Source organism: Luteibacter sp. GL_149 (assembly GCF_057834065.1).
On the sequence record NZ_CM174395.1, the window covers coordinates 2527502 to 2541438 of the forward strand.

Annotated in this window: 4 protein-coding genes (1 of these 4 cut by a window edge); 3 read left to right on the plus strand and 1 reads right to left on the minus strand. The window is 61.9% G+C overall.

All coding sequences use genetic code 11. From position 1 onward, the window contains the following. From AC3IR3_RS11100 to AC3IR3_RS11110, 3 genes are all read left to right on the plus strand, one after another. Window positions 1-12335: the 3' end of an Ig-like domain-containing protein gene (locus AC3IR3_RS11100; protein WP_489192089.1), read on the plus strand. The gene continues 23902 nt to the left of window position 1, outside the view; 12335 of the gene's 36237 nt are visible here — the last part of the coding sequence; its start codon lies off the left edge, out of view; it ends in the stop codon at window positions 12333-12335. A 93-nt stretch (window positions 12336-12428) separates the two neighbouring features. Further along, a complete protein-coding gene (locus AC3IR3_RS11105) occupies window positions 12429-12965 on the plus strand; it encodes a hypothetical protein (protein WP_489192091.1) in 537 nt (178 codons plus the stop codon). A 23-nt stretch (window positions 12966-12988) separates the two neighbouring features. Next, window positions 12989-13492 carry a hypothetical protein gene (locus AC3IR3_RS11110; RefSeq protein ID WP_489192092.1) on the plus strand — a complete coding sequence of 168 codons (504 nt, stop codon included), beginning with the start codon at window positions 12989-12991 and terminating at the stop codon, window positions 13490-13492. A 6-nt stretch (window positions 13493-13498) separates the two neighbouring features. Here the strand turns inward: AC3IR3_RS11110 and bamE are convergent, their stop codons facing one another. After that, the gene (gene bamE / locus AC3IR3_RS11115; protein ID WP_489192093.1) at window positions 13499-13813 is read right to left on the minus strand and encodes an outer membrane protein assembly factor BamE domain-containing protein; all 315 of its coding nucleotides are present in this window, start codon (window positions 13811-13813) and stop codon (window positions 13499-13501) included. Window positions 13814-13937 lie beyond the last annotated feature (124 nt).

The window sequence follows — 13937 nt, forward strand, 5'->3', positions numbered from 1 at the left end:
GGGATCCATCGCGCGTACTGGCTCAGTCCGTCAGTTTCGTCGTCACCGCGCGCAGCCTGACCGAACCGCCGACATTCGCGTTGCCCGACCAGATCGTCGCCGTCGCCGGCCAGCCGATCAGCTTGCCGGTCGTCGTCGGCGATCGCGACCAGGACGCGTTGACGTTCGGCACGGCAGGTCTGCCGGTCGGCGCGACGCTTGTTCCGACGGGCGTATACGGACAGGCGATCTTCACCTGGACGCCGACGGCCGACGATCTTGGCGCGCACGATATCGTGTTCACCGTGACCGACAGCGGCCTGCCGCCACAGGATCAGGGCACCACGAATCCGGCATCGCCGGTACCCAATGTCACCCGGCATACCGTGCGCATCATCGTTCGCGCGACAAACACCGCACCGCAGCTCCTTGCGGTGCAGTTGAACGGTAACGTGGTCGCCGATTCCGTCGCGCCCTCGGTCCCCGTCGTGCTTTCGGCCAACGAAGGCGCGGCGATGTCGCTCGACCTGTTCGCACGCGATGCGGACAGCGACCTCATCAGCTGGACCGCGACGGGCCTGCCTTCGGGCATGCAGATGTCCGTTCCCGCGGGCGGCGGCCACGCGACGCTGAACTGGACACCGGGATTCTTTGCCGCGCAAAGCGACAACACCGGTGGCAAGAGCCCCGGCATCTATCGCTTCACCGTGTCGGGAAGCGATGGCGCCGCCGTGTTTACCCGCACCTTCGAACTGCACGTCGCCAACGTGAACCAGGCACCGGTCATCCTTCCGATGCCGCTTCAGCTGGTTAACGAAGGTGCCACGACATCGTTCACGCTGCGTACGATCGACGTCGACGGCGACCCGCTGCATATCAGCCTGATCTACGACGAAAACACGCCGGCGGGCATCATTTTCAACGCGGCAACCGGCGAGTTCGAATGGACGCCGGGGTATGACACCGTCAACAACGCATTGGGAGGAAGCCGCGACTTCGCTTTCAATTTCACCGCGACGGACGGCAGCCTCACAACCACGCAAACCGTGCATGTCCGTGTCTTCGACACCAATCGCGCGCCTGCCCTGTCGGTATCGAGCCACGCCATTACGGTAGGCCAGGACTGGAGTATTCCGGTCGAACTCGGCGGCACGGATACCCTGCGCGGCATTCACGCTTCCGATGCGGACGGCGTCACGCAGACGCAAGGACTGGTCGTTGCCTTCTCGGGTCTTCCCGATGGCGCCGTCTACGATGCGCAGACGAAGAATCTTCGCTGGACGCCCGGCCCCGGCCAGGTCGGCGATTTCGTCATCACGACGATCGTTTCCGATGGGCTGGCCACGGTTCGCAAGACCTTCACCGTGCGTGTCGTCGCCGATGCGTCGGCCAACGCACCGTCCATTCTTGTCGACAGCGTGCCGGGAACACCCGCGCTTCCCGGTCAATCCATTCTGGTGACGGTGCGCGCAAGCAGCTTCAGCGCCATCACCAGCATGGTCGTCCAGGTACGCGGAACGGGGCTTGCCAGCGACACGTGGCAAACCGTTGCACTCGATTCCAGCGGGCGTATGCGCCTGACCGCCACACAGGCCGGCCTGATCGACGTACGCGTAATCGCCACGGACGCGGACGGATTCGTCGGAACGCGCGATAGCCAGTTGCGGATCAGGGACGCGAACGATATCGCGGCACCTGTGCTCGCATGGAGCGGCACTCTTTCCGGTGGCACCGCCACGGGTAAACCGGTCGAGGTCACATCGCCGCTCGCCCTGGCCGCCTCGCTGAGCGAACTGCAGCTCATGGGCTACCGCCTTGAAATCGCTTCGGCCGACAGTGACCAGTGGCGGGTACTTACCCGTGCCGATCTCGCTGCGTCCACGGTCGACCAGTCGTTGACCCTGGGTACGCTGGACCCGGCCGCTTTCGGCAACGGCGTGTATCGCCTGCGCCTTACCGCCTGGGATCTGGCAGGCCGCACCAGCCAGATCGAAACGCGTCTTATCGTCGATACGACACAGAAAAATCCGACGGTCGCCGCGATGGGCGACACGACGTACCAGCTCGGCGGTCATGCGTTTACCGTGACCCGTACTCCAGCCAATGGCACCGGCGCCGACTTCGGCAACTGGTCGATGGCCGGCTTCGACACGGGCCTGTCCACCGACCAGCTCGCCATGACGGCGACCGGTAGCATGGCATCGTGGGTGGAAGGTGCGCGTGTGTGGTTGCAGATGCCGGCGAATCTCAGTGACGGCAATGCTCCGATGCGTTACCTCAGCTTCGACCTCGCCACCATCGGTACGCCGATGGTCGGAAGCGCGAATGCACCCATCACGTATCGCGCATCCTTCGGTCAGGATCAGGGCTGGTCGCTCGATGCGCTGGGCGGCGACACATTGCAGCGTCAGGGCACGCATCTGTACGACCAGATCACCGGTCTTCCGTGGCAACCGGCCGGCTATGTACTCACCGCACCGGACGGCACCCGCTACAGCCTCGATACCACCGGGAAAATTACGGCGATCGCCTTCACCGACGGCACGCAATGGCTGGTATCGGATGCGGGCATTGCGCTCGTGGGAGGCGATGCCTCGGCGCGCATCACCATGGTTCGCGACGCACAGGGCCGTATCGTGCGCATGACCGGTCCTGTCGATACCGCGGGTCACTCTCGTACCACGGTCTATCTTTACGACACGGCCGGCCGGCTCTCGCTCGTTCGCGCGCTGGATACAGCCGATACCGGGCACGCCTACGGTTACGACAGCAACGGCCAGCCTTATCCGGACGTCGTCACGGCGAATCTCGGCACAGCGGCGAACTGGTTGGGCAACAGCGGTGGTAACACCTGGTCGGGTAGCCTCCCCAATCAGGGAACGACAACACTGGGCTTTACGGTACGCGATAGCGAGCTCGCCTCCAGTGTGAAGATTCCCGGCACGACCGGCGCGATCGTCCTGGCCATCAGCGTCGCTTTCGACGACGCCAGTTCGACGGTCGATGTGGTGGGTGGCACTATCCTCGGTCGCGTGCTGCACAACGGCGTGCTTACGCTGCTCGTGCGCGTCGACGAAGCGGGCCTGAAGCTGATCCGGCTGACCGGCAACGGTCACGCCACGGTATCCCTATCCGTCGCCGGCGACCTGAACCACGATGGTCGCATCGACGGTGCCGACACCGCGGCATTTGCTACCGACCTCGCCGGCGGCCTGGCGGCTGGCGATATCAATGGCGATGGAAACATCGATCAGGCCGACCGGCAGTTGCTGTACGCGAACTACGGATGGCGCGCGAATGGCGCACCCGAGGCATCGGCTTCGATACCCGCGGTGCTCACACACACGGACCTGGGCGTTGCCATTCCGCTGTCTTCGATCGCGCAGGACTATGAAGGCGATACGCTGTTCTGGAAGATCGTCGGCGTCACCCACGGCAGTGCGCGACTCAGTGCCGACGGCCTCTCCGTCATCTTTACACCGGAGCCCGGTTATAGCGGCGTCGCCGCGATTTTCGTCAGTGCCGACGACGGCTATTCGAGCAGTGCGCCGATCCAGCTCAACGTAACGGTGAGTGCCGCCAAACTTACGGGCATCCATCTGGAACCCGTTGGCGAGGTATTGCCGGGTCAGGCCGTGCATGTAAAGGCCACGGTCGATTTCGAGGATCAGGCAGGCGTCGACATCAGCGCGGACTCCGGCTATCTCACGCTCACGCTGGGCAATCTGAGTGGCCTGGGCGTCACGGGGCCGGCGGCTGTCACGGTCGACGATGCAAGGGATTTCCTTGTCACCGTCGGAACCGGTCCCGTGCTGCTGATTGCGTCGCACGTTCGTGCGGACGGTTCGGTGGTCCGTACGGTCGAAACCTTCAACGTCGCCGCGACGGGCATCACGGACGCGCAGCCAGACGCGCCGTCGCCACTCGTCACGCCCGATGTCTATCCCGCGACGCTGGCGATGGTCGAAGGCGGTACGCGCCAGATCAAGGTGCATGCCACCGATCCTTACGGCGATGCGGTCGTCGACGTGAGCCATGGTCAGGTCCTGTATGTCTCCAGCGACGAGACCGTGGCGACCGTGGATGCAAATGGTTTTGTCACAGCCGGCGCGGTCGGCGTAGCGCGTATTTTCGTGGTCTATGTCTACACCGGTCGGCTGTCCGACGGAACGATCCTCACTCAGTCGGTCGCCATGGGCGAGGTGTTGATCCATGTGGACAAGGCCGCGGTTCAGACGACGCCGCAGGCCATCGAGATCTCACATGATGCGGGTGGCGTCGTCAGCTCCACGACAGGCGAGACGGTTCTCATCGGCGCAGGCGCGCTGCCCGTCGATACGGCCGTATCCATCTCGCGTATCTCGCTCGACGATCCGTCCCTGCCCGGCGCGGGTGGCATCCCCGGTACGGGCGTGCTCGTACCGCTGGCGGCCTTCCATCTCGACCTTGGCGGCACAAGCTCGAATTATCCGTTGCAGCTTGCGATACCCGTGCAGGGTTCGGGTCTTGCGTCGGCCGGCGATGAAGTGCTGTTCCTGCGCAAAGGACAGGTACCGGGTCCCGATGGAAACATGATCGATACGTGGTGGATCGTGGACAACGGTTTCGTGGGAGCCGACGGTGTCGCCAGGACGGCCAGTCCGCCCTTCGACGGCGTGGACAGTTCTGGCGAGTACTACGTCATGCGCGGCATCCCCGGCGTTATTTCCGGGCAGTACGAACTGGCCATCACTGGGGGAACCTGGCTAACGTTCGCAGGCCTCGGTCTCACCATGGGCGGCGGATTGGCCGGTACGTTGATGTATTCCGGTCTGATCGATTCGCTGGCCCAGGCCGCGACGTCGCTCTTCGCCGGTTCGTATCACTTCGGCATTCCGCAGTCCGCCAACATTCCGCTACCCCAGGTACCACCGGGCCAGATCGGCAAGATCAACACCGGCGCCGCCCTGCCTGCTGTCCAGACACCCGATGGCAGCGTCGCGTTGCCGAACATTACGGCGATCGTTCCGGTTGCCGGAACCGACCAGATCACAATCACAATTGCCAGCAATAACCCGGGAGCTTTCGCGGGCACGCTGGTCTTGAGAGCGATCCTGGCCGACGGCACGCCTATCGACGTCAAGACGGGAATTCCAGGTACGACGACCGGCAATATCACCGTGCAGGTGCCCGCGGGCATCGCGATCGGTTCCGTACGCTGGCAGCTGGTGCGACAGATTCCGACGAGTGCGTTTACGTCGTCCGGCACGCTTACCTCTGGATCGCCCCGCGAATTCAAGGGCAATCTGTTCGGCGTGTCGCCGCTGCCGAACATTGTTGCCGTCATGACCCGGACCGGTATCGACTTCCTCCGCGAGAACACCGTAGTGGGCCAGGTCAATCTGCTCGAACGACTCGGCTCGACCGCTCTGGCCGAATACATTACCGGCACCAAGGTGCAACCCATTGCATTCTCCGACGACTACACGCGTTGCTACATCGGGGGTAATGGCGTCATCTACGTGATCGACACGATAACGTTCCGGATTTTCGACACGATAACGATCGCGGGAGGCAAGAACATCACGAGCCTGCTCGTCGCCGGAAATCGCCTGCTTATCGGCGAAGGCAGCAACTACGGTTCGGGTGCTGGCAACTTCCAGCTGCGCGCCATGGACATCGACCCGGCAAGCAAGACGTATCGCAATGTGGTTTCGATCCAGGGCACAGGCATCGAAACGACGGTCTACGGCGTTTCGTCGATGACGATCGGCCCGGACGGGCGCACGCTGATCGTCGCGACACCTAAGAACGCGAACTCGACGATGCTCGGCGACAAGACGAAGCTCGGCAACGTGCTTATATTCGATCTGTCCACGCTCAAGATGGCGACCGGCCGGATCGATACGCCGATCACCGCATCGCTTCCCGGCGATGGCTTCAGCGGAAAATCGCCGCAGAGCATCGTTGCAACGACCGATGCCGATCACTATCTCGTCACGAATATCGAGGATTACAACCGGGGCCTGTCGACCCTTGTCCTCACTCGCGACAAGTCCGGGCATGTCATATCCGCCGTCATGAACGCGATCGACCTGTCGCAACCGACGAACGCCATTATTTCCGACCGACTCGACATACAGCGAGCGCAAAGCGTGGTGCTCGTCGTTCGCGACGGTGTCGAATACGCCATCGTTTCGGACGATAACTACAACTTCAACGATCCGTACTACCGGGCGATGTTCGAGGCCCCGGACTTCATCTACATGCCATTCGGTCCTCCGATCGCGGTGGGTGGCAGTGCCAGTGCGAAGAAAGTCTCGGTGGGCGGCAAGCTGGGTATCATTCGCGATCCGTTCGGCAAGAGCGGTGCGCCCCAGTATCTGGGCGCCACGTTGCCGCTGGACGGTTACGGCATCATCAACCTCAGTCTTTCCGCCGACGGAAAGGTCCTTGTCGGCCAGCTGAAAGGAGGCTTCGGCACGGTCAATCCCAACCAGCAGAACCCGAACCTCGATCATTCGTGGAGTATCGACGCGCTGCTGGATGCGACGCTGGCGATGAACGACAAGGATCGCCTGTCTCATCACATCAAGATCGGCGAAAACGGAGAGCAGAACATTCCGTCTCCAACAGGTGGACCGATCGGCGTACCCGCCGGTACCGAAACCAGTAGCGGCTCCACCACTACCACCACCACGAAGTTCATCACGGGCACGGGCAGCCAGAACGGAACGACTCAGGACCAGGCGTTCTCCCTGACGATTCCCGGGTCGGCGCACCAGCCGACTTACGTCACCGTCGAAGTGGACAGCGAGATCGGCTCGTTCCTGAAGGCCGGTGCGGGCAGTCTCGGACTGACAACCCAGAACTTCACGATTGCCGCCGGTTCCAGCGCGTTCATCTCGGCCGATGCGATGACTCTTGCCGAGATGTATCCGGCCAACAAGTTCTCGTTGCTGACCGGCGACGAACTCTACGGCGGCCAGATCAAGGTCACGATCGTCACCAATGGCGTGAAGACCGTGAAGATCTACCAGATCGTCCGCTGGGTCGATGCAACCGATGCGGTCGCGGCGCTCAAGATGATCGATCCGACTAACCCAGCATTCCAGTCGGGAGGGATGCTGGCATCCGAAGTCGTCAACACGGCCAGCGCGGTGTTCGGAAACACGCTGGCGGACGGTGCGGGCAATGTCGTCCGGATCAAGGAAGTCACCATGCATCTGTCCAGTTCGATGCATCTGGATATCGGCGATGACGGAATCAACTCGGAGTTCACGTTCGGTGCGGCCCAGAACGGCGCGGTGCAATGGAAGTTCGACCCACTGGCAACCGGAACCGGGTTCGACAACATGCACGCGTCGTATTCCTACGATACGCTGAAGATCAGGAACGCAGACGGTACCCTCATCGGCGCCCTCGATGTCCGGGGACGGAAAACCAAGCCGGTTGAAGTCAACCTTAATCTGGACGGTCTGCGCGCCGAACTCCTGCGTATTTTCAGTACACCAGGAGTCATTACCGGCACGCCGGCAACCGGCTATACCTACCATGCCGCCGCTCCGGCTACGGGGTCCAGCACAGGTGTATGGGCAGCAGGGCCCATTCCACTCAGCGCGACGTTCGTCAGCACATTCGGTGCGTTCCTTGGCGGTTATACGCCATATACGGGCACGGGCCCCAAGACCGTCATTCAGATCGCCTTCGACCAGATGGTCGCGGGGATCGTCGGCGATGTCGCCGCGGCGATGCGTCAGGTGTACGCAGGCGTGCCCGGGATTACTTTTGTCAACAATGGCGGTGCGACCGGTTGGACGAAAGGTCCGACGATGCTCTGGGGCGACGCAGGTCAAAGCGTCTATGGCTACATGGACCCGAACGTCAATCCTTTCTATCCATACGACTCGAAACGGCACTTCCCGCCCGATCCGGGTTGGATCGATACGATACTTATGACCAACCGGCCCGGCACGACCGGAATCCCTGTCGTCGCCAAGGAGTGGGCACTAAGCGACGCACTGAATATGACGGTGCCCGATATCGTGTACGTCGCCGTGGGTCGAAGCATGTCGTGGACGGGGGGTACCACCTTCGGCGCTTTCCTTGTCAACACGATGGCACATGAAATGGCGCATACCTTCGGCGTAGGCGAGGACTATTTCGTTGGGACTCCGGCTTCGCCGGGAGTTCCGGCTGTGTATGGACAGCAGTTCGTCTATCCAGGCGTATCCGGCGGGATACCAAACGTTATGGGTTCCGGTGGCGACGGCGATGGTTTCCTGCAATTCCTGTCCGAACAGAAAACCATCCTGAAGGTAGCTGTCGGATCCCAGTCGAGCACCGTCAATTCGTTGCAGGCAGCTATCGCCTTCTACAAGGCGACGATGAACCTGTCGGCATCCCTTACGGGCACTCCGCGCGCCAGCGACGGTGCCATCGCGGCCGCCGGTGCCGGATCGACCAGCCTCGCAGCTCAGGTCATTCCGTACGATGCGGTAGCGGTAACGCAGGCCCAAACCTCGTCGGTATCCCAGGCCAACGTGACCTTCAATCGCGGCGCAACAGCCACCGATACGTCAAGCGCGGCGGTTCCCACACTGACAAATGGCGAAGTGCTTTCGCTGACCGAGGCCAGCGATCGGCAGACGGCGGTAACCAGGGCACTGGTGGTCGGGGAGAACGATCGGTTCCTTCGTTTCACGATCTCCGATCTCGCGCTGGGTGCAGCGGGTGGTTCGCCGCTGGATGCCTTCGAGGCACTTCTTCTCGATGCGGTCACCGGTCGTTCGCTCGGCGGCGCCATGGCGCTGTCCCGCACGGACGATATGCTGAACGTGCAAGGCAATGGGCAGCAATTCCTTGCCAGCGGTATCGCTTACGTGACCCATCCCGACGGCAGCCGGACCTATGTGGTCGATCTGCGCGGCATTCCCGCCGGCACGGCGCTCCTGCTGTCGTTCGATATTCTCGGGTTCGGGCCGCAGGATAGCCACGTCACTATCCGCGATATCGGATTGATGGGCGACCCGAAGGCTACCGACGACGCCGTGACGCTGAACGAGGATACGTCCGCCCGTATCGATGTCGTCGGCAACGATGTCAACGCGGACGGAGCGACGGCGGTCGTCGTGAACGGTCCCACGCACGGCACGCTGAGCCTGAATGCGGACGGCAGCTTCGGCTACACGCCCGATGCGCTCTGGTACGGCACCGACACGTTCACCTATGTCCTCGACAACGGCAAAATCCAGTCGAACGTAGCCACCGTGAACCTGACGGTGCAGAAGGTGAACCATGCACCGGTGACTGGCGATTTCGCCGTATCCCTGAAGGAAGATGGCAGCGCGATCGTCGATCTGGCGAGCCATGCGTCCGATATGGATGGCGACACGCTCGTCGCCCGGATCGTGGATGGTCCGTTGCATGGAACACTGGTACGTAACGCCGATGGCACGTTCTCGTACACGCCGGCGGCCGGCTTCCATGGCACCGACGCGTTTACTTATGTGATGAACGATGGCAGCACGGACTCGACACCTTCGACGGTCTCGTTGAACGTCGAGCACGTGAATCATGCACCGTCCGCGCACGATGCAACGTTGCAGTCGCTTGAGGAACAGACAGCCACGGGCAATGTCCTGTCTTATGCTACGGACACGGACGGAGACCCGCTGGTTGCCGAACTCGTAAATGGTCCTTTACACGGCACGCTTCAGCTCAATGCGGACGGCAGCTTCACCTATCGTCCGAATGATCTGTACCGCGGTGAAGATACCTTCAGCTACCGTGTGAGCGACGGCTCGATTACCTCGGCCGTTGCCACCATCACGATCGTGATGGCGCCGGTGAACCACTTGCCGGTAGCGCACGACATCGCCGCCACCGTGGCGGAGGACGGTTCGCTGTCGATCGATCCACGTACGGCTGCCACGGACGTCGATGGCGATACGCTGGCGGCTTCGATCGTCGACGGTCCGCTGCATGGCACGCTGGTTCGTGGATCCGACGGCCTGTACATCTACCGGCCGGACAGCTACTACGCGGGCGAGGATCGCTTTACGTTCTCCGTGAACGACGGCACCGGAAACTCGAACGTCGCTACCGTCACGCTGACCGTGACGGCGGTGAATCATGCCGCCGTGGCAATCAACGATACGGCTGTAACCGATCAGGATAAGACTGTCACGATCGACGTTCTCGCCAACGATACGGATATCGACAACAGCACCGGACTCAACGCGGGTGCGCCGCGTCCGGCAAATGCCGGACTTACGGCGCGCATCGTGGGACAACCGGCCAACGGTTCGGTGACGGTGAACGTCGATGGCACACTGACCTATACGCCGAAGCCAGGCTTCAGCGGCACGGACAGCTTCACCTACGTCGCCAACGACGGCCAGGTGGACTCGGCGGTCGGGTCGGTGACCATTACGGTGCGCCAGACGAATCACGCACCCGTGGCGAACGACGATGTGTTCAGCGGCGTGCAGGGCAAGACCATCGTATTGAACCCGCTCGCCAACGACGTGGACGCCGACGGCGACGCGCTCTCCGTGGTAGTGGTATCGGGTCCGGCGCATGGTGTACTGACGCGAAATGCGGATGGCTCGCTGAACTACGTTTCCGACGGAACCTGGAGCGGTACGGATACCCTTACCTACCAGGCCAGCGACGGCAAATCGTTGTCCAACGTGGCAACGGTGCGTCTCGTGGTGTCGGCGGCGAACCAGGCACCGATCGCTGCGAACGACAGCGTTCGCGTTCATAACAACCAAACGGCAGTCGTGAATGTACTGGCGAACGATCGCGACGCGGATGGCGATGTGCTCAAGGCACGTATCGTCAGCGGTCCCAAACACGGCACATTGACGGCCAATGCCGATGGCACCTTCAGCTATTCCGCGGACTGCTGGTACACGGGCACCGATACGTTCACTTACGTGGCCAATGACGGCAAGGTCGATTCGAACATCGCGACCGTTACCGTCACGGTGCTTGGCCCCAACCTGCCACCTCTGGCTTTCGACGATGTCGCCGGGGTCAACGAGAATGGCTCGGTACGTATCGATCCGACCGCCAACGACTGGGATATCGACGGCGACCCGCTCACGGCCCTGCCCCTCTGCGGTCCCAGCCACGGCACGCTGGCGCTGAATTCGGACGGCACGTTCACTTACACACCGAACGCCAACTGGTACGGTCTGGATGGATTCACCTATCAGGCATTCGACGGTCAGTACCGATCGAATCCGGCCATGGTGTGGATACATGTGGCCCATGTAAATCAGACCCCGGTAGCGAACGACGATGCATTCACCGCACGCGCCGGCGTGGCCACCGTACTGAACGTCCTGGCCAATGACACGGATGCCGACAACGACAGCCTGACGACAAAGCTTGTGAGCTCGTCGAAGAGCGGTGTGTTGACGCGTAATCGCGACGGCAGCTTCAGCTATACGGCAACGGCAGGATTCGTGGGCACGGATACGTTCACTTATACGGCGACCGACGGCTCGCTGACGTCGAAACCGGCGACGGTGACGATTACCGTGCTTGCGCCGAATCACGCTCCGGTCGCACGCGACGACAAAGCAACGACCAGCGCAGGTGCGGCGGTACGGATCGATGTGCTGGCGAACGACACGGATGCGGATGGCGATCGTCTTGCCGCCCTACTCGTCTGTGCCCCCAGTCACGGCAAGCTGGTTCTGAACGGCGACGGCAGCTACACATACACGCCGGACAAGGGTTGGTATGGCACCGATAGCTTCAGCTACCGGGCAACCGATGGCGATGCGCGATCGGGCGTGGCCATGGTCAACATCACCGTGCAGCCCGTAAACCATTCACCTACGGCACAGAGCGCGACGTTCCAGGTACAGAAGGACGGCAGCGTACGTATCGACTTCGACTGCCTGGTCAACGATCCGGATGGCGACTGCCTGACGCTCAGTCTGTCCAATCCGTCGAAGGGCACGCTCAGCCGCAATCGCGACGGTAGTTATACCTATCGTCCGAAGAGCGGTTTCACCGGCACCGATGTGTTCACTTATTCCGTAACCGACGGCAAGCTGTCGGCAAGCGGCACGGTGACACTGGTCGTATCGAAGAATCCGCCCTGCGGCAACGCGATGAGCCTTGTCTTCGACGCGGCGCCAGGTGACGCTGGCAACAGTTCACAAGCCGGTGGCTACATCGTCCTCAATCAAGGCTCACGATCGTCGGATGTCCCGGTCATCGACTGGAACGCATCCACCGTCACCTCGGGCACGGCGGTATCGGGCATCGACTGGTGGCAGGACGTATTCGAAGGAGGACGTCCCCGCGCGGACGAACTCGCGAAACAGAGTGGCTTGATCGTAAAACGCGTCTGACAAACGCGTGCAGCGGCGGCAAACCTGGCGGCGGACGACCGGCGCCGGGTTCCCATAAGATAGGCCAGTGACAGCAACGACCAGGACAGGAATATGACAGCCAGCTCGAATGATGGCGGCGGCCGCAAAACGGGAAGAAGCGCTACGGTGCTCACCGGCGCCTATCTGCTCGCCGCAAGTTTGCCCCTGTCGGCGGCAGATGCGCCACCACCGCCACCCGCTCGCCCGCACATCCCTACGTTTTACTATCAGGGGATCACACCGAACGAAGTGATCGAAGCCTATGAACGAGCCTTCGCCCATGCGGGATTCGTCATCAAAACACGAACGACCCAGCACATCAGCCGGGTAAGCGAGTCGAAAAACCGGACGTTCGCGCTAGCGTCGGTCAAGGCTCCTTATTACGCCGAGTTGATGTTTACCTTCTCGTACGATCCCACAGCAGGAAAATCCGGACGTACCGGAGTCGCGCAGCAAGGCAGCGCCTTTTCGTTCGGCGGCGCGCTCGACGCACAGCGGGAAATAGAAGTGCAGCACGCTCTTGGCCAGGCGGGCAATGATGCCCAGCGCGAAGCCGAAGAAGAGATCGGTGCCTATCATCTGCACGAACTCGACATAGGGAATCACTGAGAGTGCCTGGCATGGGGACGGCTATGAAAACTCAAAGCGACAATCGCGGCACTGGCCCCAGGCACTTCGTCGGTATCGCCGGCCTCCTTCTGACCATTGGATCCGTCCTGAGCGACAGGAGCGTCGCGACAACCCCCGTCGTCCCCATGACGGAGTACGCGGGCATAACGGCGATCGAGCTGCTTTCGACTTACGAAAACGCATACGCGGCAGCGGGCTTCCACGTCGCCGAACGCTCGACGCATCAGGAAAAGGACGGCAGCATTGTCACTGCCGTGAAATTCGAGTCGGACCGGGCAATCCCCCCAGGACGACGGAATGGATGGGTGACGCTGATCTTCATAACAACCGAGCGATGCGCACCCTGCTGGGTCCAGCGCGACATGTTTATCCCTGGCAACGTGTCGGAGTACGCCCCGAAGGAGTGGGTCGAGGCCCAACATACCTTCGGTGCCGCCGATGCCGCCGCGCTGACTGAAGTAAAACGCAAACTCGGCGTGATCGTCACGCCGGTATTTCCTCCCTGAACGCTGTTATCGCAACGCCGGATCGATAACCACCGAATGCAGCCCGTCGCGCCGTACTTGTCCCGGCCCGAACTGCACCACCTTGCCCTCCTTCAGCACTACCGAATAATCGGTGTGCGCGACGGACATGCGGGTGCGATGGCGATCCAGGTAACAGAGTACTTCGAAGTCGGTTACCGTGCGGACCGAGTCAGGACGGCCGAGCGTTTCCACGACCTGATCGCGCGAGGAGCCGACGTCGATCTGCGTGATTCTGCTACCGGTGGTCTGGCAGCCCGTTGCCACGATCGCGAGGGCGACCGTTCCGATGATGCGTTTCATGTTTTCCCCCTTGGAAACCGCCCGGCGATTGTACCCGGACACCGCCTCCGCGGGTTTGTGAAGATACCCCTCTTTGCACTTGGCACCGGACCGGGGCGGGTGCGAAAATGCACGCGTACAGGGG

What these genes read in the sequence shown, in the direction of transcription:
- AC3IR3_RS11105 (WP_489192091.1), top strand. Translation starts at nt 12,429, where the DNA reads ATGACAGCCAGCTCGAATGATGGCGGCGGCCGCAAAACGGGAAGAAGC.
- AC3IR3_RS11110 (WP_489192092.1), top strand. Translation starts at nt 12,989, where the DNA reads ATGAAAACTCAAAGCGACAATCGCGGCACTGGCCCCAGGCACTTCGTC.
- bamE (WP_489192093.1), bottom strand. Translation starts at nt 13,813, where the DNA reads ATGAAACGCATCATCGGAACGGTCGCCCTCGCGATCGTGGCAACGGGC.